Raw genomic sequence first — 24,921 nt, 5'->3', positions numbered from 1 at the left:
GCTATCGGCAGAGACCGCGACTTACTTGCGTTCGATCAGCTTCTTCATGTCGTCGGTGATCGGCATGACTTCGAAGTCCTTGAAGTACATTTCGCAATCGGTGCCACCGTGCATCTGCAGACCCAACTTACCAGTCTTCTCGGACGCTTCGTCGATGAAATCCGAAGTACAGAATCCGTTCAGCGTCTGGACCAAGCGGTCGCCAAACGCAGCGGTGCAGGTCGTGTTCCACTGGTCGTCTTTGTTGCGAACCTTTTCGATGAACTCATCGTTCGTAGCGACCCAGCCGCGCCCCGGAATCATCTTGCCGTCGACGATGCCCGCGGTGTGCCAGAGAGCGGAGTCTTTGCTGTTGTTGGCAATTTCATTTTGGAATCCGCGTAGGACCCACGGGGCGCTCGTTTCCTCGGCGCGGAAATAGAGGGCGCTGTTGCCGCCGTGCATCCGGTAGGTGACGCGAGCAATGAAGTTGTCGTAGTTCTTGTTGGAGATCACGAGCCCATCCTTGCCTTGGCTCTTGGCGTGGACGCCGTGCAAAACACCCTCTTCGGTGAACGACCATTCTTCGGGAAGAACGAACTTGGCGTCCGCAAGCTGATATTTGCCGTCGTCGGTTTTGACGAAAAACGGTTCCCACTGGCTCTGTCCCAGATCCTTGACGCGGATATTTTTCCAAGCGACCGAGCCGGCCTTGCCGGAGTGAATCTGCAGCCCGAAAAATCCCTTCATCGAAAAACTGTCGAACATGTCGACGACCAACTTGCCGTTCAACCAAGTCTTGATCGATGGTCCAACGCACTGAATTTCCAGATCGTTCCATTCATCTTTTTTGTAGCTCGCTTGAGCTGCGGCGAGACGATCTTCGGGCGTGTAGGCATCGAGCCAGATGATGCCGTGCTTGTGGCCGCGCCGTCCTTCGTCATAGATGCGCCCCGTCGTGTTACCACCGGTGCTGATTTCATACTGATATCCGAAGACACGCTCGCGATCCCCTTCCTCGCGTGCGGCGGAGCGGAACTGGACCCCGGAATTTCCGGCTTCGATGACTTTGTAATGCAGCTTCAAAATGAAGTTGCCAAATTCCTTTTCCGAGCACAGAAACGTATTGCCCGGCGTATTGGGAACACATTTCCCGACGATCGCTCCGTTCTCGACGTGGTATTCAGCCGACCCGCCACGCTTGACCCAGCCGGTCATGTCGGTGCCGTTGAAGAGCGAGGTGTAGCCCTCCTCGACATCCGCCGCCGACACGGTCATACCGCAGGGCATCAACAGCCCGATCGCCATCGCGGCTACAAAAAAACTTCTCATCGTCGTCTCTCCTAGATGTGGTATCAGTGAATGGTGGGCGGATTTCCAGCCCATCCGATTGTTCGACTCGCGAAAGAACGGGTCAAGCGTCGCTGACAATATATCTCGTTCGACTGAGGTTTGCCTGTATACAGTGATCTGCGGACTCACGCTTCGCGGCCAAATGCATTGGCGTGCGCATGATCTGCGGGCTCACGCCCGCAGCTAAATGCTGACGCCTGCTTCGCGGCTGGAGTCTCGGAATCGCGAAGCGATGCCAGCGTTTAGCCGTGAGCGTCAGCTCACGGATCGATGAGCCCCCCAAAAAACACCTTCAGCCGCGAAGCGGCGGTAGCGATCCGGGTGCTGTCGCCGCTTCGCGGCTGGAGTCTCGGAATCGCGAAGCGATGCCAGCGTTTAGTCGTGAGCGTCAGCTCACGGAACGATGAGCCCCCCAAAAAACATCTTCAGCCGCGAAGCGATCGCAGCTTGGAGAACCCGCAAATCCATCCGTCGCCAAGCGTTCACCCGTGATGCTCGTCTTCAAACAGATGTTCAAGTCGGAATTCAATTCCGTGACGTTCCAAAAAAGCCACGTATTCTTCCTGGAACGTCGCAGTCTTGTGATGTTCTTCCTGCTTTTGAATGTACTGGCGGACGCTCGCTATTCGCGAATAGCTAACGGTGAAAGCACCATAGCCTTTCTGCCATTCAAAGGGACGTCAAATTTCGGATTGGTCGTTCATCCAATGCGATGAATTGGCCTTGATATCTCGAACGACGTCAGACACTGCAAGTGTTGGCGAAAGATTGGCTAAGATGTGAACGTGATCTGCGATACCGCCGATTTCGACAAGGGCTCCTTTCTTTGCACGGATTGTGCCACCGATGTATTCATAAAGCCGTTCGCGAATGTCAGGAACTATCGAAGGGTGACGGTATTTTGTGGCGTAAATGATGTGATAGTTCAGTTGCGTGAAGCTGCCCATCCAATCCACCTTCTGTTCGCGGTTTTTCGTCGGTTCAACGACACCAAATTGTAGAAGACATGATCCGGACAGCCGTGAGCCGGTAGAGGGTATCGTTGATGAATTGCGAAGCGATGCCAGCGTTTAGTTGTGAGCGTCAGCCCACGGATCGATAGCCCTTCAATAAACATTAGCCGCGAAGGGGCGATCGCGATCGATTGCTGTCGCCGCTTCGCGGCTGCGTGCATTGGTGTACGCGTAATCTGCGGGCTTACGCCCGCAGCTAGATGCTGCCGCCTGCTTCGCGGCTAACGTCTCGGAATCGCGAAGCGATGCCAGCGTTTAGCCGTGAGCGTCAGCTCACGGATCGATGAGCCCACCCAATAAACATTAGCCGCGAAGCGGCGGTAGCGATCGGTTGCTGTCGCCGCTTCGCGGCTGCGTGTATCGCGGTGCGCATGATCTGCGGGCTGACGCCCGCAGCTAGATGCTGACGCCGCTTCGCGGCTGGTGTCCCTTAATCGCGGAGCGATGGCAGCGTTTAGCCATCGGGCGTCAGCCCATGGAACGATGCTGCAACCATCGGCTCAGGTGTTCACGCACAAAATCATCGTCGTTGAGATGTGGGTAAGCGGCGAGCACGCGGTCGATCTCCTCCGACTGGCCTGGCGAAAGGACTTCGTTGGGATCCAAGCACCAGGTTCCCGGCAATAATCCTTGACGACGCAGTACCTCATGGATTCCAGGGATGCAGCCGGCAAAGTTGTTCGCCGCATCGAAGAAGGCTGCGTTGCAATCGGTGACTTCGATGTTGCGGCTCAACCATTCCGTCGGGATGTCGTCATCGCCGCGGTCGATCATCCGATGGATTTCGTCGAGCAGGCTGGTGGCCACGCGAGTCCATACGCACCAATGTCCAAGCAATCCGCCACGGATCCGAACCGACTTCACGCCTCGCTCGGTGACCATCCGGTACGGTGTGATCAGGTCGGCGATGATGTTGTCGTCGTTGCCGGTGTAGAGTGTGATCGCATCCTCGCGACCGGCATCGCAAACCGCCCGAACGACATCGAGGGTTTGGTAGCGGTTGAAGGGAGCCAGTTTGATCGCGATGACGTTTTCGATCTCGGCAAACTGACGCCAGAAGCGATACGGCAACACGCGGCCACCGACGGCGGGCTGTAAATAAAAGCCGATCACCGGCATGATTTCGGCGACTTCTCGGCAATGATCTAACAAGTCGTCGATGCTGCTCTCGGCAAGTGCCGCCAAGCTCAACAGACAAGCGTGATACCGCTGCGATACGGCGAACTGGGCTTCGGCGACTGCTTGCGGCGTCTCCCCGCAAACTCCCGCGACTTTAAACAGTTCGCGTCCCTGATCGCCCGCGTATTGGTCGATGACCTCCGACGCCAGACTCAGCACCGGTTTGAATAATCCAATCGACGGATCGCGGATTGCAAACTGTGTCGAATGAACGCCAACGGCGATGCCGCCGGCCCCCGCGTCGATGTAGTACCGCGTTAGAGCGGTTTGGTAGCGAGGAGCGAATTTTCGCTGAGCGTCCAGTGCCAACGGCTGAGCCGGGATGACGGTTCCTCGGCGTACGTTCTCGCGGACGGCGGCGGGTAGGTCTTGGATCTTCATCGAATCAATACGCTCCGTCGCTGATTTCAAAGTGTGTTGGTTTGCCCAGCGAGCGGCCGCCGGCCTTGATCCAATGTGCCTGCCAACGGATCAGTTGATCGGCGGTGACCGACGGTGAGCCAAACAACTTCGTCGCCTGGGAACTATCGCTCAGATAACAACCATCGCCCGGAGTCGATGTGAACTGCACAGGTTTCTCGAGCAGCTCGCCAAACTGCCTCGCAACCGCTTCGGTCTCAAGCGTTTCGGGGCCGGTGACATTCAGAATGTTGGCTGGCGACGAACAGTGCCCCAGGCAGAGCAACGCTTGCCGATTCGCATCCCCCTGCCAAATCACATTAAATGCTTCCGCCGAGTTATCGACTGGTTGCCCGTGCCAGATCTTCGTAGCGATGTCGTGCAACACTCCGTAGCGAAGGTCGATCGAGTAATTCAGCCGATACAGGCAAACCGGCGTTCCCCAGCGATTGCTGCCGTATTCGAACATCCGTTCGCGGCCCAGACACGACTGAGCGTATTCGCCGATAGGATCGGGGGGCATCGTCTCGTCGGGTTGGCTGTCGACGCGAGCCAGCGGGTAAACGCAGCCAGTCGAAAAGGCGACGATCCTGGATTCGCGAAAATGATCGGCGACGTTTGCTGGGACCAACGTGTTCATCGCCCAAGTCAGCGGTTCCTCGCCGCCGGTTCCAAACTTGCGGCCTGCCATGAATAGGACGTTAGGTGATTGAGGCAGCTTTGCCACAGCGGTGCGGTCGAGTAAATCGCACTGGATCGTCCGAACCCCGGCGGCTTCCAAGCGAGCGCGGGCGTCGGCATCGGAAAACCTCGCGACCCCGTAGACGTTCTTTTCAACGCCCGCCTTCTCGATCGCCGCGACAGCCAACTGCCCGAGACTAACTCCCATCTTCCCGGCGATCCCCAGGATGATCAGGTCCCCTTCCAGTTGACGCATGAAATCGATCAACCGATCGTCGGGCAGAGCGAGCATCGCGTCGAGTTGTGCTTCGGATTCGATGAGGTCAGGCAAGGTGAGAGCCTCTCTGTAATTGAATAATCAAACGCTCGCGGGGGAAGGGAGCGATCGACGGGAAGGGACCAGCGGCCGGTTTGCGAGCAAGCAAGTTGTCCAACATTTTAACGGTCTTCGATCGGGTCCGTTAGTGGAAGCCAGAGGCCGGAGCCCGACATAAGATCTGCCGGCGGCGTAAGCCGATGGAATACCGCCCAGCCGCGAAGCGGCAGCAGCATTTAGCTGCGGGCGTCAGCCCGTAGCCCCATCAAGTTTGTCCGGCATCAGCCGCGAAGCGGCGACAGCAACCGAGCGCTACCGCCGCTTCGCGGCTGATAGTTTTTGGGGGAACGCACGGTTCCGTGGGCTGATGCCCAACGGCTAAATGCTGGCATCGCTTCGCGATTAAAACGCCCAGCCGCGACAAGCCAACTCTATTGAAAAGCCTCCGCTTGCGGATCGCCGCTGGATCTTAGGTAGGCGATGAGGTCGAGTATCTCGTCGAGCGTTAGCACGTTCATCAGCCCCGACGGCATCGGCGACAGACCGCTTGGCGTTGTCTGTTCGATCTCCGCGCGTTTTAGCGGTACCGTTTCATCACGCATCGAATCGGTCTGGACGGTGATCACCGTGGCGGAGACGCCGATCGGTCGCCCCGTGACAAGATTGCCGCTGTCCATCAAATAGCTGCTCAGGCGATACTTCTCGTCGATCACTTTCGACGGCTGAACGATCGATTCCAGCAACGCCCGTTCGTCGAAGCGGCGTCCGACGTGAGTTAGATCGGGGCCGGTGGGACTTCCCTGTTCGCTCACGCGATGACACTTCACGCACTGTGCTTTGGCCAACGCGGCGCGGCCCTGTTCCCATGACCGCCCCTGACGTGTCCGTGGCAACTCGGCTTCCAATTCCTCCCACGTCCATTGTTTAACAAACGAGGCGGAAGCTGCCTCGTCTTCGCTCGGTCCATCAGTCGCGGTTGCCAACATATCTAGTCGTGGTTTCAGATGTTCCTTCTCCGCTTCGGTTAATGTGCCAATCGCATCTTCATGGATTTGTTGCAGCGAGACGCTCAACAATTTACCTCCTTGAAAGCGACGAGCCGCCAACAGCGAATCAAAAAAGGCCTCCCGCGTTTCGTTTGTCCAGCCTTCGGAGACGCGAGCTAGCCGTTGCGAATAATAGAGCATGTCTTCCTGACTGATTGCAGCCCGGATCAATTCAACCGTCCGCGGTACCACGTCGGGTGCTTGCAGGTAGATCAGCAAACTGCACAACTCACGATTCACGTAACCGCTTGTCTGTGGATACAATGGGCTGAGTTGCGACAGCACTTTTGCGCGGTCTGATTCCGAAGGCTCTCCCTGGCGAATGAAGCTCAATTGCCAAACCCGCAGCGCATCCAGCAGATCTTCACGGCCCAACGACGCCAGCGGCACTCGCCCCAGCGCCGTCAATAGCTGGGACTGATCCTCCGCACGCCCTCGGTGTGCCAACGCCAACAGCGCGGCAATCGACGCTTTCGGTTGCGATTCGTTCAACGCTCGCTCGCGCCACAACTCCAAGTCCTGACGTTCAATGGCGAGCCGTGCCGCAAATCGCAGCCAGCGATCGTCGCTGTTCAGGTGAGGCCAGATGAAGTCGATCGCCTTGGCGTCTGCATCGCTCCGCTTGTGCCATTGTTCTAACTGGTGTCGCACCTTCCGGGCTGCAGCCGATGCCTGTGCCTGATCGGTTTGTTCGGCGTCGAGCGATGGTGCCGCGACTTCCGGGCCTTCGTAGGTCACTCGATACAGTCCCGATTGCGAACCGCGTCCACCGGTGATGAAGTACATCGCTCCATCGGGACCGAACGTCAGATCGCAGACGTTTAATGCGCCACCTTCAAGGAACACTTTGTATTGTCCGCCGTAGCTGGCACCGCGAGGTGTCAATTCGACTTGAAAGATGCGGCCGTGCTGCCAGTCGCCCATAAACAGCGACTCACGATATGCCGGCGGAAACTGAGACCGCGTGCCGAACTCAAGCCCCGTGGGCGACCCCAGTCCGGTATCGAGCGTAGTGGGCAGGCTGTCGGCGAAGTAGTCCGGCCATTTGCCCGTTCCCCATCGCCAACCGTATTCGCCGCCGGAGACGACGTGATTCAACCGGGTCGGGCGGTACCATGGCAGGCCGACATCCCATTCCATATCCGCGTCGTAGGTGAACATTTCGCCGTCGGCGTTGAAGGCGACATCGAACTGGTTGCGGAAACCTCCGGCAACGATCTCCCTGTTCTTGCCTTCGGGATCGGTCTTCGCAACGTACCCCACGCGAATGTCTTCCACTGTGTCGCGGGGTTCGGGCAACAGGTGGTCGTCCTCAGGATCTCGGTAAGGCGAGTCGGCGGCAAAGCCCTCCGGGAACGCCACGTCGTTGCCGTTGACAACATACAGCATGTTGTCGGGGCCCAGCACAATTTGATTGGGCCCGTGCCCGTAACGACTCTGGTAATCGAACGGCATCAGCTCCTGGACCGAATCAAACTGGTCATCCCCGTTGGTGTCGCGCAGCCGGTAGAACCCGCTGTTGTTTGTCGCACACACATACAGGCTGTCGTGTGCCCAGAGGATCCCACGGCAATGCTTGAGTGTGTTTTCGATCACTTCGAATTGGTCGACTTGCCCACGATCGTCGCTAAACGTCAACCTGACCACGCCTCGTTTGTCGCGTCCCAGAATCACTCGGCCTCGATCGTCGAACGTCATGCTGACCCACGACCCTTCCCCTTTTTCCGCTGACCGCAGCAATTGAGCGCGGAACCCGGCGGGCAACGCGATCGAATCGACCGGAGTCGCCTGACCACCGCCGGGAAGATCGTCATCGCCATACGCGGACGCGCCGATGCAGCTGATCATCAGCAACAGACACGTCGCTCGCGCAACGCCATGGATTCGTGAAAGGTGTTCAAAAACTAGGCGTCGAGTTTTCAAAGGAACGTTCCCTGATGAAAGTGGTTAACGGCGAGAATCAAACGCAACACGGCGTCTGACGGGGGCAGCTTCCGTCGCGGGCAATGGTCTTCGACAGCATTGTGAATTGCCAATCGACTTGGGAAATCCGGCGACGGTGTACTGGGGGGGAGCCACAATCCTAACCCCGGTAATTCCTCACTTCAAAGCCTTTGGGCGGAAGCAGTCGAAACAAAACCGAGATCGTCGAAACTGATCCGAATTGCCGCCGTCCGCCTCGAGGTTTGTGCGTTGACAGGTTGCAACGCTGTTGAAAGTCGGAGGCAGGAGGCTGGCAGGGGGACTTGAACATGCAGCAGCGTGGAGATCTAAGCCGCGGATGCGGCGATCGCATAAAGCCTGCAGCGCCAGCCGCAGGATCGCAATTCGCAAAACAACACAAAGCCCCGGTAAGGGGCGACAGCATCTGTAATCTGTCGCCCCTACCCGGGGCTCGCACGCGGCCATTTTCGTCCCGGACATGCGGCTCGCGCCGCAGGCTTTATGCGGTCGCCGCTACCGCGGCTTCGTTCCGGTTTGATCGCCGCGAGCACTCGGCCCAGGCCGGCACACGACATTCCGGCGTCACGCGTCGCCGGAATGCATCTCGCTGCGAGAAGGACACCGTTTGAAGGGCGGCACAGTGGGCGAGTATGTCGCCCTCCGGGCTTTGTTGGGATTCGCGATCTCGGATTCCGGTGGCTTATGCCACCGGCAGATCATGTATCGCCCTCCGGGCTTTTTGTTGGTCCGATCACCAAGGGTCAAAACTATCCCAACAAGAGCAGGCCGGAGGCCGACACAAGACTTGCCGGCGGTGTAAGCCGCCGGAATTCTAAGCCAGGACTACACACCAAGTTCGTAGGGCCACACGCGATTCAACGCGAGGTCTCCGCAGTGGCAATTGCGATGCCATCCGCGGGCTTGCTTTTGGACGCTGCCAACAGCTTTGACTTTTTGGAATCGGTGCTCTACTAAAACAGATCCATCTGTTGAGGGCCGGCGTTGGGATTCTTGAACCGAGTGCTATCGACTGGAGGTAGTGGTTTGTCTAAGCCATGCTTTTTTGCGAACAGCTGAAACATTTGTTTGATCTGTTCAGCGATTGGTCCCGAGCCACGCATGCGTTGATTCCACTGCGAATCGTACATCGAACCGTCGCGTGTCTGGCGGACGCGGGCTTCGATCAATTCCTGCTTCTCGGGCTGCGTTCGTTGCAACCATTCGCGAAACACGGGCTCGACCGTCAGCGGCAGTCGCAGCAGTATAAAGTTTGCCGTCGCGGCTCCCGCCTGTCGCGCTTGATCGAGGATCGCGGGGATCTCCGAATCGTTCAGGCCAGGGATTACCGGAGCGACCATCACGCCAACCGGCACGCCCGCTTCGGCGAGCATTCGGACTGCACGCAGCCGCGCCGTGGGGATGCTGGTCCGCGGTTCCATCGCCCGGGCCAGTTCGGGCTGCAGCGTTGTGATCGACAGATAAACGTGGACCAAATTCTGAGCGGCCAATAACTGCAGCAGATCCAGGTCGCGGACGACCAACGCATTTTTGCTCACGATCCCAACGGGTTGCTGGTATCGCAAGGCAACCTCCAGGCATTGACGCGTCAACCGGAACTGTCGCTCCGCCGGCTGATAACAATCGGTCACGCCGGAAAAACTGATGGTCTCCGGCTGGTACGACTTGCGATTCAGGAACGTTTCCAGCAACTGCGGCGCTTTGTGCTTGACCATGATCTTGGTCTCAAAGTCGAGCCCCGCGTTGAAGCCAAGAAACTCGTGCGTGTTCCGGGCGTAACAATAAGAGCAACCGTGAGCACAGCCGCGATAGGGATTCACGCTGTAGCGGAACGGGATGTCGGGCGATTTGTTTTCCGACACGATCGACTTCGAATCGTCGGGCAGATACTCGATCTCCCGCCGTTCGTGAGCGGCCAGATGCTCTTGGTCCCACTCCATCTGTCCAAGATCCAGCTCGCGACGAATCGATTCGAAGCGATTGGGCGGGTCGAGCTCGGATCCGTGGCGCATCGGAAGCAACGTAGAGGAGAAGAGGGCGATTGGTTGACTGCAAATTGCAGTCTATCAGCCCAAGGCAAACGTCGCGATCCGAAGTGCCGAGGCGATCGCTGGCAGGAATGCACAGCGGCAGGCAAAAACGAATGCAAACAGCCCTGCGTGTCGTTTCTCTATTCGTTTGCGAACGGCAGGGAAGGGGGCGAGGTCATTTTCCGAATGACAAGACAACACCAAGGCGATTCCGTACGCAACTCCAGATTCGTATCGCCCAGCGGAAGCGGGACGAGCGGTGTTCGGCCAAGATCGGTCATCAGCGAGGGCCGATCGTAGGTAACGTCCCAACTCGCATCAACGATCGTTCGCCTCCTGGGGCGTTATTTGCATCAAGTGGATCCGAGAACTGCCCCCCGGGTACTCTCCTCCTTTTAAACCGCGGCCATTGCCGTTGGGAGCGTTGCAAATCAACAACGCAACGCGTTTGCCATCGGGATGTGGACTTAGCGAGAATCCATTGCTCAGCTTCTTGTCGATCAACGCGGCTTCTTCCTCCTCAGGGTGCCAAAGCCAAAGGGGGCCCTTTCGCGGGAACGCCGACGAACATGCAATAAGATGTCCCGACCGATGGAAGATCGCATCGTAGGCAAATCCGTCGTTTCTGTCGCCGACAGGCATTTCTCGTTCGACAGTCCCCGTTTCCCAATCGAAGACCATCACACATGGAATGCCAGTGGCAAAACCGCCGCGAGGTTCCTTTTGACCGATTGCCGCCAAGCGATCCCCGCGAGGGCTGAAGACCAGCCGACGTACGCCCCCGCATTCTTGATTGTTGTGTTTTTGGTAGAGCGGAGCAGCACTTATCTCACGGACGACTTCGCCCCTCTCCAGGTCCCATTGTCGGATCACGCCAAACAGATCGCCTGAAACGAGGCTCTTGCCGTCGGGAGCAAACGCCAAGCTCATCACCTTCGATCCATGCGTCCATTCGGACACTTTCGCTCCATCGCCGGTCGACCACAATCGAACGACGCCATCGTTTCCGGAAGTCGCGATCTGCGCTCCCGAGTTATGGATCGCAATCGCACGGATCCATCCGTCGTGGGCGGCCGGGAGTTTCCAAAGCGGTTCGCTGGCAGTGGCTTGCGCGTACGGATAACAGGCCAACTGGCCCCACGAATCGACTGTAAATAGATGCTCCAGCGTTGGATGGAACACCATTCCGGTGAGCCAGCCGTTGTGTCCAGTCAGCGATTCGGCAGCCGTGAGACCTGTAGGATTTTCGTCGGTCGAATCGCCCACCGTCCATCGCACGATCTTTGCATCTTGGCCAACGCCAACGAGCCATCGCCCCTGGGGAGAAAAGCGAGCCTCCCACAGAACGCGGTCGTAGAAGATCGGGTCGCCAATCGGTTGCAGCGTCAACGGCGGCGAATCGGCGGTTGATTGTTTTTGTTGACTGTCAGCCATCAGAGTAAACATCCCATTAAGAGAGCAATTCGGTAACCGCGCCAAAGTCGTCATGGGCAACGGGCAACGGTTGCCCCTGGTTGATGTATTCCATGTGATCTTGGGGAATGCCGAGCGCCTGGAACCAGGTGTGGAACAGGTGACCGATATCGTGCTCCGGACCTTCGACAAACGTCCCCAGATCGTTGGTCGCCCCAACGACAGCTCCCTTCTGCAATCCGCAGCCAGCCATCGCCACCGACCATGCTTCGGGCCAGTGGTCGCGGCCGCAGTGGGAGTTGATGCGTGGGGTACGTCCAAATTCACTCAACACGATGACCAATACATTGTCCAATAAACTTCGGTCGGCGAGATCTTCAATCAGGGCGGCGAAGGGTTGATCGAATTGCCGATGCAGACAATCGCTGGCATTAAAGTGATCACCGTGGCTGTCCCAATGGTACGAATTCACTTTGACAAAGCGTACGCCCGCTTCGATTAATCGGCGCCCCATCAACATATGACGCCCTAATTCATGACTGCCGTAACGCTCGACATCTTTCGCCGAGACTTTCGACTCATCAAACAGATCCATTCGCCGCATCAAGGTTTGCGCGATCTCATAAACACTGGTATCGGCCGCCACCTCATTGTTGAACCGTTGTTGGCCGAAACGTTCGTTGAATCGCGTGCGAAGCTCCTGCCTCAGTTGGTATTCTTCGGCAGTCAACGAAGGATGGGGCAGCAGATTGGCGGGCGGCTTGGCGTCTCCCAGCGCAAGTGCGCCGTATGCTGGGCCGAGGAAGCCGGCATCGGCGGTTTTGAATCCGCCGCTGCCCGGTTTGACCCAGACATACGGTGGCAGGCCGGTTCGCGTTGGTCCCATCAGCTTGGCGACTGCCGATCCTAAATACGGATAGACGACGCCGCGATTCTTGGGATCGCCACGATTAATCCGCGCCACACCCGCCGAATGACTATTGTCCTGCGTGTGAACGCTGCGGAGGATCGCCAAGTGATGCATTTGCAACGCCGTTTTCGGAAACAGTTCCGAGATGTGAATCCCAGGTACCGACGTCGGGATCGCTCGGAAAGGTCCTCCAAATTGCGTGTTCGGTTTCGGATCCCAACTCTCCAATTGACTCATCCCTCCGTCGAGCCAAATGCACAAAACTTGCCGGTCTTTGTCGCGGAGGTCCTCGGCGACAACAGGCCGCAACATGCTGCCCAGGCCTAGCGTCGCGGCACCGGCGCCCAATAAGCGACGACGCGACAGTCGATGTTCGTGCGTACGGCAAAGAGGTGATTTAGACATAGTGTTTTTCGTTCGAGATCCGAGAGTAACAGTGGTTCCTATTCGGTGCGATCCTTTAGACTTTAACGCATCTCATTCATCGGAGCCTTTCTTTGAGTTTCTCGTAGAATCCGGGTTTGCGATCTTTCAGTGATTCACATTGAATTCCGTGGATGCCAACAACGCCCATATCCAGTGCCGCAGATGGGCTTCGCGTTGATCCGCGGGAACGGTTAGGAAAGCCGCAAGTTCTGTTCGCTCTTCGTCGCTGGGAAAACGACTAACAACCGACAAATACAATTCGTCCGCCAAAGCGGTTTCCTCTTCGATCGCCATTAATCGGTCGATCAAGTTGCCTGGCTGACGCTCTATCGCCGCAAGCACCTCCTTGTCATTAGCAAAAAACAGAGCACTCCGCACCGAGGGATGACGGTGGTCTTCATGCTCGCGAGCCGGGTTGGCCAAGGCGGCAACAAACAGCGGTTTCAGTCGTGAGATGAATTCCGATCGTTCGTCTTCATCCCTCCCCGCTCCAATCGCCTCCGCAAAACTGGTAACCGCTTGTTCCGCGGAAAGACGCTTGGGAATCGCCACTTGATATTGATCTGGCTGGATTTCTTGGATGTCCGTGTTGGCATCCACGATGCGACTGCTGCGTTGGTAGGTATCGCTGAGTGCAATCTCCCGGAACAGCCATTTCAGATCAAACTGATGCGCCGCCAATTCCGCCGCCAACAACTCTAGCAGCTCCGGATGCGATGGGAGATTGTCGGCGTGATGCGAATCCAACGGTTCGACAAGCCCGCGACCGAGCATTAAATGCCAGATGCGGTTGGCAATGTTTCGAGAAAACGGAGGGTTCGTTGCGGTGGGCAATTCGTTGGCGACCAGCCCCAATGGGCTGTAGTCGCGATCCTCGGGCAATTCGCTGGGTATTTCAAACTCCTTGCCAAACGGAATACGTGGTCCCGTTGCCACGGAGGACGATTCGAATACCGACACAAACTCCAACTTCTCGGTCAGCGGCTTTTCAGCAACCAACGGGATCGGACCACCCTTCGCGGGTTTGAGCGTTTGTGTGACGGCCAGCAACCCTTGGAAATCCAGCTGCTTGTATTCGTCTACAAGGAGATGGTCATGGCACTGGGCACATTGCAGATCGACTCCTAGGAACAATCGACCGATGTCGCTCGTCAGTCCGGGATGATCGATTGGATTCTGTCCATACTTTTCCAGCCTCTTCGTCAAGAAGAACGAAGCGCCTTGATGGCTTTCGTGCGAAGGCTGCGGTTCTAACATCGCCCGCACCATGCTGTCCCATGACTTGTTTTCTTTAAACGCAAGCTCCAAGAACTTCTGCCACGACTCGTGATCGCCCCGGCGTTCCATCAACATCACATGAAACGCCTGCTGCATGCGGGTCACATAGGTTGGCGCTGCCAACAGTTGGTCGATTGCGCGACTGCGTTTGTCTGTAGAAGGATCGGCTAAAAATTTGCGTGTCGCTTCCGCGGGAGGGATCGTCCCTGCGAGATCGAGCCAAACGCGACGAAAGAATTCCGCGTCGTCGGCGATTGCCGCTGCAGGTTCATCACCCAACGAATCCCCAATGATTTCATCCACCCGCTCGTGCAACGCCGCCTCATCACCGCCCCAAGCCGGAATTCCTAGAATCAGCAAATAGAGTAGGGTGAAGCCGCGGAAACGTGAGCAAATTCTTCGCATGGGAAGGCTCGTCTGCAGGTGGGGAATAAAGGTGGGTAGCGACGGTCGGCTTCATCGTGGCCTACGCTTCGATTGCCGCGTAACGCAGATTTAGCCGCCGCCAACGTGACGTTAAGTGCATCCATTCCGACGTCGATATTCGAGGCAGGCTCTTAACGTAGGCTTCTCGCCATTGTCATGCAACAAAATTCTTGTTTCTCATCGTTTTGTATCTGTCAGCGAGAGGTGACGAGGATTTGCCCTGACAGTGCGACGTGGGCAAATACGCGTTCCCATGCGAGACTTCAGCTGACACTTGCTAGTGGCTTGTCGGTTGAATCAACCGTTTGGGCGATAGCCTCGGTTCCGGCACCAGACATCCATTGGGCATTCCTGATACAATCAGCGGTCCCCACCGAGGCGGCGGATTGCATGCGAAACTATGACTTTTATTCCTAACAACAGGAATGGCAGTCAGTCACAACAAAGGTGCGCCCTCCCGATGTCGACTCTATCGACGCGATTCTTATTGTGCTGCATCGTCCCGTTTGCGGTTTCGTTTAGCGAACGCTCGGCCTGCGCTGTCGACTATCTATCCGACATCAAACCGCTGTTGGAAGAGAAGTGTTACGCCTGCCACGGGCCGCTGAAAGCACAAGGCGATCTGCGACTGGACACCGCCGTGGCGCTGATCGCTGGCGGCGGATCGGGAGCGGCAATCCAGCCGGGCGATCCGGGTAAGAGTTTTTTGATCGATGTGCTTACCGGCGAAGCGGGCTATCAAATGCCGCCGGAAAACGAAGGGGCGGTGATGACGCCCGCGCAAATCGATCTGTTTCGCGAGTGGATCGCCGACGGCGCTCCTTCACCTGCCGACGAAGAACCGGCTGCCGATCCCAAGACCTGGTGGTCCTATCAGCCAATCATGCGTCCCCCTTTGCCAGCGGTCGACGCCCCCAATTGGCCGCGCGGTCCGATAGATTATTTTGTTGCGGCGCGGCGGCAAGCTAACGGGCTGCCTCACGCGGCGCCTGCCGACCGATCGACTTGGTTGCGACGAGTCTACCTGGATCTGATCGGCCTGCCGCCGACCGTCGAACAGCAGCAGGCGTTCTTGAACGACGACAGCCCGATGGCGTTTGAAGCGGTTGTCGACGAACTGCTGTCGCGTCCCGAATACGGCCAGCGTTGGGGGCGGCACTGGATGGACGTGTGGCGATATAGCGATTGGTATGGCAGTCGCGGGAGCAATGAGATCCGCTACAGCCAGCGACACATCTGGCGTTGGCGCGATTGGATCGTCGATTCGCTGAACGACAACAAAGGTTATGCGGCGATGGTCCGCGAGATGTTATCGGCGGACGAAAGGATCGATCCGGATGATCCCTCATCGTTGGTAGCGACAGGATATCTTGGGCGCAGTTGGTACAAGTTCGATCGCGATGTCTGGTTGTTCGAAACCGTCGAACGGACGGGCGAAGCGTTTTTAGGTTTGACGCTCCGCTGCTGCCGCTGCCACGATCATAAATTTGATCCGGTATCGCACGAGGAGTACTTTCGTTTTCGCAGCTTCTTCGAACCGCACGACGTCCGCACCGATCCGATTTCGGTGCGGACTGAAATGCAAAAGGATGCGTCCCAAGGGATGGTCCCGACCGATGGCATACCATTGGTCTACGATAAAACCGCCGACGCGCCGACCTATCGCTTTGAACGCGGCGACAGTCGTTTTCCAGACACATCGAAACCGCTGGAGCCGGGCGTGCCGCAGTCCTTGGGCGGATCGGTCGACCTGCAACCGATCGACTTGCCGGCGCTGGCGTGGTATCCGATGCTCCGCCCCGGAGTCCGCGAAACCTTGATTGAAAAAGCGACATCCGAAGCGGAAACCGCAGCCGTGGCGTTGGCTGATGCTCAGGCGGCGCTGCGTGAAATGCAACACAAGCCGGCGGCGGAATCGCTCGCTGAGAAAGCCGATGACGCCGGCGACTTGGTGCTGCTGCACGACAACTTCGACGCTCCCAATCCCAAGCTGTGGCTTAGACAAAGCGGCAATTGGAAGGTTGAAGAGGGGAGTTTGTGGCAGACCGATGTCGGCAGCTTTGCCACAATCGTTGCCGACCGCGTATTGCCGTTGGATTTCAAGTTCCGCTTGCGTTATCGAACGCTTGCCGCGGGATCGTTTCGATCGGTTGGGTTGAGTTTCGACTATCAAGACGCTGGCAATTCGCAAGACGTTTACACGAGCGTGAACGATTCGAAGCCCAGCGTGCAAGCCTTCCATCGCGAGGGCGGACAGCAGGCCTATCCGGCTGAAGGAATCGTCTACACGCCGTTGAAGGTGGGCGAAGAGATCGTGTTGGATGTGACGGTTGCCGGATCGCAATTGACGATCGATATGAACGGGACGCGGAAGTTAGACTACCAGATGCCGATCGCGCGGCGCAGTGGCAAGTTGGCGTTATGGGTGCATCAGGGAACGGCTGAGTTCTTGGAACTGGAGGTGACTCGATTGCCGCCATCGGCCGAGACCACGGCGCTACAACAACGCGAGGCCAAGCACGCTGTCGATTTGGCGCGGCTGAAGCATCAAGCGGCACAGGCTCACGTCGAATCGACTCGCTTGCGAATCGCGGCGGAAGTAAAGCGGTATCTCGATCCGCAATCGGCCGAGGAACCGGAGGATCTCGATCGCTGGTTGACGGCGGCAGCGGAGGCTGAGGCGTGGTTGAGGGTCTGCGAGGCGGAGATCGAATTTTTTGAAGCCGCTCCGTCGGCTGAAAAGCTGGAGGCGGCGAAATCGAAGCTGGCGGCGGCTGAAGCAAAATTGAACGATCCGGCCAATCGGGACTACGAACCGCTCGGTCCGCAGTTTCCGCGAACTAGTACCGGGCGGCGGAGTGCGTTGGCCGATTGGATCGTCGATCCGCAGAATCCGCGAACCGCACGCGTTGCCGCAAATCATCTGTGGGGGCGGCACTTCGGCCAGCCCTTGGTGGCGACGACCGAAAACTTTGGTCTCAACGGGCGAAAGCCTTCGCATCCGCAACTACTCGATTGGTTGGCCGACGAGCTGATCCGGAACGACTGGAAGATGAAACCGCTGCATCGGCAGATCGTCTTGTCGGCGACTTATCGCATGTCCAGCGATCCGCTGCCCGATGGAAACGCTGCGGCGTTGGAGATCGATCCGGAGAACCGACTGTTGTGGCGGATGAACCCACGGCGGATGGAAGCGGAGTTGGTTCGCGATAGTACGTTGTTCCTGGCCTCACAAATCGACTTGTCCTTCGGCGGCCCCGAAATTCCAATCGAAGAAGGGGATAAAAGTCTCCGACGCAGTCTGTATCTCCGCAACACACCCAACGAGAAGATGCCGATGTTGGAGGTGTTTGACGTCGCCGACCCGAACGCCTGCTACCGGCGGCAGGAGAGCATCGTGCCGCACCAGTCTCTGGCGATGATGAACAGCGGGCTGGCGATCGACGCGGCGCGAACGATCGCTCGGCGGTTAGCGGATGCCAGTGATTTTGTCGACGTTGCGTTTGAAACGATCCTCGCTCGGCGACCGACTGCGGCCGAAGCAGACCGTTGCAACGCGTTCCTGCAATCGCATGCGGAGTTGTTGCAGCAAGCGTCGGGAGAAAAGTTTCCCGGTGCCGACACGGCGACGACGCCGCGAGCTGCCGATCCGTTGCAAGCCGCTCGCGAGAACCTGATCCATGTGCTGATGTTGCATAACGATTTTGTCACGATCCGATAGTGGAAGGCTTTACAGGCTCAGCGATGACTTTGACCAAAACAACCGCAGCGTGTGGCCGGACCGAACGTCGGCAATTCCTTTCCGACTTTGGACTCGGTTTCACCGGACTGGCACTCGGCGCGATGATGCATCGCGATGCCCAGGGATCGACGGCCGCCGACGCGTTGCAGGGCTTGCCGCATTTCGCGCCGCGAGCCAAAAGCGTGATTTGGTTCTTCATGAATGGTGGCACCAGCCACTTGGAATCGTTTGATCCGAAGCCGGCTCTGAATCAACATGCGGGGAAGACGATCGATGAATCGCCGCTTGGGCAGGCGATCGTCGATTCGCCTTTCTATCGAAAGAACGTCGTCGATTTTGGCGGCAAGCCGCGGGCGATGATGTCGCAGATCTATCCGATGCAGGTTGGGTATGGGCCGCGTGGGGAGAGTGGGATCGAGGTAAGCGATTGGTGGCCGCACGTGGGCGATTGCATCGACGACATCGCGCTAGTGCGTTCGATGTGGACGACCGACAACGATCACGCGGCTCAGCTGCAATTCCACACCGGCCGACATATCTTTGACGGCTTTTTTCCGTCGATCGGTTCGTGGGTCCATTATGGGCTGGGAAGCTTGAACGATAACCTGCCGCAGTTTGTGGTCATGGGCCAACCGCCCGGAGATTGTTGTGGCGGCGTGGGAGCTCACGATGGCAGCTATCTGGGGCCGCAGCACGCTGGCGTTCAGATGGCTAGCGATCCCAAGCGGCCGCTGGCTTTTGGGACACCCGGTGCCGGGACGCGAATCGATCAACAACGCGATCAACTGAACCTATTGGACGATTTGCACCGGATGACCGCCGCCGCACGCCCCGACGATGAAGCGTTGCAGGCCCGCATCAAGGCGTACGAGTTGGCGTTTCGGATGCAGATGTCGGTCCCGGAGATCGTCGATCTGAATCGCGAAACCAAGCAGACTCAGGCGATGTACGGACTGGACCAAAGCAACACCGAAGCCGTTGGGCGGCATGCGTTGACGGCTCGCCGATTGGTCGAACAGGGAGTCCGATTTGTGCAGATCTACGATGGTGGCGGTGGAGGAGGCGGTTGGGATGCGCATACGAAATTGAAAGAGAACCACGCCAGAAACTCCGCTCGCGTCGATAAACCGATCGCGGGGCTGTTGAAAGATTTGAAGCAGCGCGGGTTGTTGGAAGAGACGCTCGTCGTCTGGGCCACTGAATTTGGTCGGACTCCGGGAGCCGAGAAATCGGACGGCCGTGACCATCATCCCTACGGATTTTCGGTTTGGATGGCGGGGGGCGGATTGAAGGGAGGCATCGCGCATGGAGCGACCGACGAACTCGGCTTCCACGCAGTGGAGGATCGCCACTACGTGACCGATATCCACGCCACCGTCTTACATCAACTAGGCCTCGACCCGCGAAAACTATCGCTCCCCTCGCAGAAGCGGCTGGAGATCGATTACGGAAACCCGATCGATGCGATCATCGTGTGAACAAATCTCATTGATATCCTTTCGACGGGGATTGGCGGACGCGTTGTTTTGGCCGTATTTGAAGGTGTTGGCTCCATGCGGTTTGCAGAGCTAACGTTAGCTCACGTCGAATAGCAGCGCCGTCGCAACAGGGCACGTCACTGTTTGAGGTTCCGCAGTAGTGGTACCCCCCCGCCTAAGCAAGGGCCGTGTGAATTCTCTACTTACGCGTTGGGTTGCCATTTCCTCAGACGCTCCCATTTGGGAAGTCACCCAGCCTGGTCATCGCCAGAACCGCACCGTCTCAAGTGGTGTCGGTCCTGCCCAAAACCCCGTTGAAAAGAGGACAACTTATTCACACTGCAAATGCAAGAAATGGTTCTTACCGGTGACAAGCTTTTCCGATCGGATGCTTTCCAATGTGCTTCATTCGATGCCGGTTGCAAAAGTTGCCTATCCCTAATTTTCCCTGCAACAATGCCACAGCGACCAATCGCAATGGCTTCTGTAGCTGCCCAGCCCAGCCTGCCGCGCTCATCGAAATCATCGACGAGCGCGTTGTACTTCGATCGGAGGCCGTCGACCAATGTTGCATCCGGCATACAAGGGGCATGTAAACATCAACAGGCTCAACAGACGCCTGTTAGGTAGTTTATTCCCGAACGAAAGATTAGCAGCAAATTTGCCGCCTTTTGCTTGACGTTTGCCATATGGAACCATAGCCTATATATCAAACCGCTTTGTTACAGCAGAGGCCGCGGCAGGATCCAATGAACGCTCCAAAGCAACCCAACTACTCAAGCGACGAGTCGCGGTATCACGTTCCCAGCTTGGTGAGAGCTTTGAAAATCATGGAGATGCTATCGACTGAGTCGCGGGCGTTAGGCCTTTCAGAGATCGCGGACAAAATGGCGATCCCCAAGAACAGCGCATTTCGGATCCTGACGACGCTCTCGGATTACGAGTATGTCATTCGGGATTCGGATCAGAAGCTGTACCGTCTGAGCAAGAAACTGATTTCGCTGGGCTACGAAGCGATCGACGAAGCGAACTTGTTAGAAAAGTCGCTAGCCCCCATGAAACAGCTGCGCCGCCTTACTGGAGAAACCGTTTTGCTGGGAACGTTGTCCAGCGGAAAAGGGGTCGTCTTGGACATAGTTCCTAGTCCACATCCAATTAAGGTTGTTGTGGAAGTTGGGCACCAGTTCCCCTTGCATTCTGCCGCCCCGGGAAAGGTGTTGCTGGCGTTCTTAGATCGGGACGAGTGTGAACAAATAATCGATCAGCTGGAGTTCACAAAATTCACCGAGAGCACGATCACTTCGAAATCAGCGTTCCGTTTGGAATTGGCACGGATTCGCGAAAATGGCTATGCATTGGATCGCGGCGAGGAAGTCGAAGAGATTCATTGTGTGGCAGCCCCCATTCGCAATCATCGCGGCAATGCGATCGCGGCAATTTGGGTTACCGGACCTAAGACGCGTCTTCAGAAACACCTACTTGACAAGTACCGTCGTCAAGTGATGGCTCAATCAGATGTTGTTTCTGAGCAGCTGGGCTATGGAAAAACAACACACCGGCATCCTCTTAATAGTTCAGCTGCATCAACTGATTAGCACACTTGTTTTTTGATTGTTCATCGCAAGACGTGTGTTTCCTTTGCTTCTCGTCCCAACGGAGAATGGCTATGTCGACGCGACCTTTACGAAACCGCCCAACCGCAGCGGGTTTTACGTTAGTTGAATTGCTGGTGGTGATCGCCATCATCGGCGTATTGGTCGGATTGCTGCTGCCAGCGGTACAGCAGGCAAGAGAAGCGGCACGCCGCTTGCAATGCCAGAACAAGCTCAAGCAGATAGGGCTGGCCTTGCACAATTACCACGACACCCATCGATCTTTTGCTTCGGGAACGGTCGTGGGAAGCAAATCTCCGGCCAGCAATTGGTGCAGCTTTCCAAACGACGGCAGCGGTGGCAAAAACGGAGCTCCCTGGACGGTCCTGATCTTGCCGTTTATCGAACAGAACAACCTGTACGATCAGTTTGATTTTGACGAAAAATTTACGGGGTTTGCCGAACATGATCCAGGTGGAACCCAGCCGCACGGATCCGCGAACAATCATGCCTTGTTCTTGTTGGAAAACGAAAACTATCTATGCCCCAGCGATCCCAATGCTACAGGGAATCACTGTAACTACTTTGGCGTTATGGGAGGTGCTTCAGACAATCCTTCGGGGCCTAACTGCAACAATGGTGGAGATCGCTATTTCTTTACTCAAGGACTTCTGTTTGTTGATTCAAAAATGCGATTCCGGGATATCACCGATGGGTCTTCCAATGTCTATATGGTCGCCGAATCGAAGTACCTGCTGCGTCCGGGCGGGCGTGGGACGGCAACCCCCAACGCTCACTGGGGTTGGGCATCGAGCATAACAAGCGTAGAGGCGGGAGGAGAAGTGCCAGGCGTTCTGATCGCTGCGCGTTGGCAAATCAATTTCTTCGATGGAGATGGTTCCCGGGACGACACCTTGTATGCCAATAGGAATCCGATGCACGGCTCGTTTAGCAGTCGCCATCCGGGTGGGTGCCAAGTGGTCATGGGGGATGCGTCGGTACACTTTCTAAGTGAAACCATCGACCTGACAACGCATCGCAATCTAGGTGATCGTGGCAACGGTTCGCCCGTTGGATTGAGTTTCTAAATAGTCAGCCATGTGGAGGAATTAGTGATGCGGCTAACAAATGCAATCGGTCGATGCTTGCTGGTGTTGCTGGCAGGATGTGGTGGTTCAGACAATGGCACCTACGATATCTCAGGAACCGTCTCCTATGATGGCAAGCCCGTTTCCTTAGGCTACATATCCTTTGAACCCGACGCCGCAGCCAGCAACTCCGGGCCCGGTTCGATGGTCAAGATCCAAGACGGGCGGTACCAGTCGAAGTCCGGTAAGGGGCTGGTCGGAGGTGCCTATGTCATCCGAGTTACCGGGCTCGATGGTAAACCTGGCCCGGATGGCCTGGGAGAAGGGGAGCCGCTGTTCAAAGAATACGTGATGAAACAAGAATTTGTCCGTGAATCAACGGTATTGGAAATCGATGTGCCTGTGGAATAAAAACTTCGTTTCTCACAAACGTTATCACAACGTCTCCAAGTGGTGATGAGTCGTCGTCAACTTTTGCAAAAAGGTTCATAATGATTGTTCGGTCCGTGATTTGTTTCGCAGCGTTGTTGTGCGCGTTGTCATCGGCTAGTTATCATACCGCTACGGCCTGCCAGCCTATTGGAAACCAGCAACTTGCCGAAGAAATCACGGCGGACTTGCTGGTCGTTGGTGGTACTGAATCTGGATGTGCTGCGGCAGTTCAGGCGGCGAGGATGGGGGTTGAAAAGATTGTCTTAGTCAATGATATCGATTGGCTGGGGGGACAGTTCAGCGCCGAAGCCCTGGGAGCGATCGATGAGAATCGTGGCCACGGATATAACGGCACGGTTCCGATTCCACGCTCGGGGATATTTCGCGATGTTATCGATGCGATCGAGACCAAGAACGCTCAGTTATATGGCGGTGTCAAGCGACCAGGAAATACTCGGGTGATTACAACCAGTCGCCCGGTCGTATCCGAACAGGTATTTCGTGAACTACTAGCACCTTTTGAGCAGGCCGGGCAGCTCATCCGCCGTTCCAACTACTATGTGGATACCGTGCTTACCGAGGGCGATCGCGTTGTTGGTGTTCAGTTCAAGTCAACCGATGCGGCAGGCGAAGCAATTGTCGTCAGAGCAAAGCTAACAATCGACGCCAGTGATTGGGGAGATGTAATTAAGGGGGCCGGGGCAAGGTGGGATGCAGGGATGGATGCCCAGGGTGAGTTCAATGAACCCAGCGCGCCCGCGTCGGGAAACCCGGCTACCGACTTGAACCCGATTACCTGGTGCATGATTTTGGAACAGCAGAAGCAGCCCAATCTGCTGGCCAAGCCGGACAGCTATGATCCAGCCTTCTTTACTGGTAACTGGGGATGGATCAAAGAGGAGTTTGCTTATACGACCAGACGGCTAGTCGATGGTCAGGGTTTCAAGCAGATCGACCATCCAGACGTTCTGCTGATCAATAATCCAAATATTGACTATCCGTTGGATACTTATCCTAAATCCGTTGTGGATGCTTTGGAGGTTATCGAGCCAGGCGCTTCAAAGAAGAATCTCGTCGCGATGACTCGCCAACAACGTGAAGTCGTCTTTGCAGACGCACGACAGCATACGCTCAGGTACTACTACCATCTTCAACAGAACTTTCCCAAATTCCAGTACCTGGCGCGGAGCGATGAATTTGGCACCCCTGATCGATTGCCTCCCAAGCCCTATGTGCGCGAAAGCCTGCGTTTGGTGGCCAAGCATATCATCAAGGAACAGGAGGTATTAGGATTCGGGGCGCGTTCGAATTACTCCACCGTCATGTTTCCCGATGCGGTATTCTGTTGGCAGTTCGAACTTGATTTTCACCCCACCCACCGCAGCTGGACAACCAGTAAAGGCGAATCGGGGCCGTGGCAAGCTTCGTTTCGCGGCAAGCGAAAGTTTGGCAGAGGTGGAACCGGGCGAGCTGTTTTCCCGCTACGCTCACTGCTTCCAGAATCGGTCCAAGGACTTATCGGAGCGCAAAAAAATCTGGGCTACTCAAGCATTGTTAGCTCGTCCTGCCGCTTGCACGATCAGTCGATTCACGCTGGACAAGCTGCGGGCGCCGTGGCGGCAGTTAGCCTGAAGCTGGGACAACAACCAGGAACCACTGCTCACTTGCCAGCCATTTGGTCGGGCTTGCTAAGTTCAGCACATGGCGCACCGATGGCGATTTGGCCGTTCGTTGACGTCGATCCCTTTGATCCCGATTTCGCAGTCTTCCAACAATTGGCACTCCGGCGGGTGTTGGGGTTACGTGCATCAGATACGAAATTTGAACCGGACCTACCGGCTGATGAGGATTGGGTGTCTCGAGTGATTGCGAGTGTCAAGCGACGAGGCTATCAGTATTCGCAGCCTAGCAAGCCGCCAGCAACACGCCGTCAGCTAGCGAAGATTCTGTGGGAGGAGTTGAAAGACCAACCCGTCCCCGATTCACACTTCAGCGAGCCGCTGGCTTGGGAACCGGAGAGCTGAGCTGGTGACGCAATGCCCCCGAAGGGGAGGATGTTTTGGGGACAGCCTAACTTTGGGCTGGTGCAAGCATTCCGTGGATGTCCCTTGCTGCCCCTGTCGAACGAAGAAGAGTTGCCCGCGACACTGGCGTGAATACACGCCAACGAAAACAAAT

Annotated in this window: 16 protein-coding genes and 1 pseudogene; 7 read left to right on the top strand and 10 right to left on the bottom strand. The window is 56.7% G+C overall.

Features of this window, described 5'->3' with window-relative positions; genetic code table 11:
• Positions 1-21: 21 nt before the first annotated feature.
• A complete protein-coding gene (locus EC9_RS03855) occupies positions 22-1,311 on the bottom strand; it encodes a 3-keto-disaccharide hydrolase (protein ID WP_145342530.1) in 1,290 nt (429 codons plus the stop codon).
• Positions 1,312-1,602: 291 nt separating this feature from the next.
• On the opposite strand from EC9_RS03855, the gene EC9_RS03850 reads away from it, so the two are divergent.
• A complete protein-coding gene (locus EC9_RS03850) occupies positions 1,603-1,824 on the top strand; it encodes a hypothetical protein (protein WP_145342527.1) in 222 nt (73 codons plus the stop codon).
• A gap of 188 nt (positions 1,825-2,012) precedes the next feature.
• On the opposite strand, the gene tnpA is transcribed toward EC9_RS03850, so the two are convergent.
• The 8 genes from tnpA to EC9_RS03810 form a co-directional block, all read right to left on the bottom strand.
• Positions 2,013-2,279: an IS200/IS605 family transposase gene (gene tnpA, locus EC9_RS26865; protein ID WP_246105941.1), complete on the bottom strand. Its 267-nt coding sequence runs from the start codon at positions 2,277-2,279 to the stop codon at positions 2,013-2,015.
• Positions 2,280-2,813: 534 nt separating this feature from the next.
• Positions 2,814-3,905 carry a dihydrodipicolinate synthase family protein gene (locus tag EC9_RS03840; protein ID WP_145342525.1) on the bottom strand — a complete coding sequence of 364 codons (1,092 nt, stop codon included), beginning with the start codon at positions 3,903-3,905 and terminating at the stop codon, positions 2,814-2,816.
• A gap of 4 nt (positions 3,906-3,909) precedes the next feature.
• Positions 3,910-4,935, bottom strand: coding sequence for an NAD-dependent epimerase/dehydratase family protein (locus EC9_RS03835; RefSeq protein ID WP_246105940.1), 1,026 nt, complete (start codon positions 4,933-4,935; stop codon positions 3,910-3,912).
• Positions 4,936-5,351: 416 nt separating this feature from the next.
• On the bottom strand, positions 5,352-7,889 hold the full coding sequence (locus EC9_RS03830; RefSeq protein WP_145342523.1) for a DUF7133 domain-containing protein: 2,538 nt from the start codon (positions 7,887-7,889) through the stop codon (positions 5,352-5,354).
• Positions 7,890-8,881: 992 nt separating this feature from the next.
• Entirely contained in the window at positions 8,882-9,940 is a 1,059-nt protein-coding gene (locus EC9_RS03825) for a PA0069 family radical SAM protein (RefSeq protein WP_145342521.1), read from the bottom strand.
• A 336-nt stretch (positions 9,941-10,276) separates the two neighbouring features.
• On the bottom strand, positions 10,277-11,392 hold the full coding sequence (locus EC9_RS03820) for a WD40 repeat domain-containing protein (RefSeq protein ID WP_218934572.1): 1,116 nt from the start codon (positions 11,390-11,392) through the stop codon (positions 10,277-10,279).
• A 16-nt stretch (positions 11,393-11,408) separates the two neighbouring features.
• The gene (locus EC9_RS03815) at positions 11,409-12,686 is read right to left on the bottom strand and encodes a DUF1501 domain-containing protein (RefSeq protein WP_145342517.1); all 1,278 of its coding nucleotides are present in this window, start codon (positions 12,684-12,686) and stop codon (positions 11,409-11,411) included.
• Between the two features lie 126 nt (positions 12,687-12,812).
• Positions 12,813-14,390 carry a DUF1553 domain-containing protein gene (locus EC9_RS03810; RefSeq protein WP_145342515.1) on the bottom strand — a complete coding sequence of 526 codons (1,578 nt, stop codon included), beginning with the start codon at positions 14,388-14,390 and terminating at the stop codon, positions 12,813-12,815.
• Between the two features lie 481 nt (positions 14,391-14,871).
• On the opposite strand from EC9_RS03810, the gene EC9_RS03805 reads away from it, so the two are divergent.
• Positions 14,872-18,132 carry a PSD1 and planctomycete cytochrome C domain-containing protein gene (locus EC9_RS03805; protein ID WP_218934571.1) on the top strand — a complete coding sequence of 1,087 codons (3,261 nt, stop codon included), beginning with the start codon at positions 14,872-14,874 and terminating at the stop codon, positions 18,130-18,132.
• A gap of 23 nt (positions 18,133-18,155) precedes the next feature.
• Complete coding sequence (locus EC9_RS03800) at positions 18,156-19,631, top strand: DUF1501 domain-containing protein (protein WP_145342511.1); 1,476 nt, start codon at positions 18,156-18,158, stop codon at positions 19,629-19,631.
• Positions 19,632-20,080: 449 nt separating this feature from the next.
• On the opposite strand, the pseudogene EC9_RS27435 reads toward EC9_RS03800, so the two are convergent.
• A pseudogene (locus EC9_RS27435) lies at positions 20,081-20,212 on the bottom strand (ISAzo13 family transposase); the annotation flags it as partial.
• A 168-nt stretch (positions 20,213-20,380) separates the two neighbouring features.
• On the opposite strand from EC9_RS27435, the gene EC9_RS03795 reads away from it, so the two are divergent.
• The 4 genes from EC9_RS03795 (at position 20,381) to EC9_RS03780 (ending at position 24,767) form a co-directional block, all read left to right on the top strand.
• Positions 20,381-21,226, top strand: a complete 846-nt coding sequence (locus tag EC9_RS03795; protein WP_145342509.1) for an IclR family transcriptional regulator — start codon at positions 20,381-20,383, stop codon at positions 21,224-21,226.
• Positions 21,227-21,297: 71 nt separating this feature from the next.
• The gene (locus tag EC9_RS03790; RefSeq protein ID WP_145342507.1) at positions 21,298-22,311 is read left to right on the top strand and encodes a DUF1559 domain-containing protein; all 1,014 of its coding nucleotides are present in this window, start codon (positions 21,298-21,300) and stop codon (positions 22,309-22,311) included.
• Positions 22,312-22,338: 27 nt separating this feature from the next.
• Complete coding sequence (locus EC9_RS03785; protein WP_145342505.1) at positions 22,339-22,722, top strand: hypothetical protein; 384 nt, start codon at positions 22,339-22,341, stop codon at positions 22,720-22,722.
• 80 nt (positions 22,723-22,802) lie between these two features.
• Complete coding sequence (locus EC9_RS03780; RefSeq protein WP_246105939.1) at positions 22,803-24,767, top strand: FAD-dependent oxidoreductase; 1,965 nt, start codon at positions 22,803-22,805, stop codon at positions 24,765-24,767.
• Positions 24,768-24,921: the final 154 nt, after the last annotated feature.

Origin of the sequence: Rosistilla ulvae, assembly GCF_007741475.1 — a bacterium.
GTDB lineage: Bacteria > Planctomycetota > Planctomycetia > Pirellulales > Pirellulaceae > Rosistilla > Rosistilla ulvae.
This window is presented reverse-complemented; position numbering and strand designations above follow the sequence as displayed.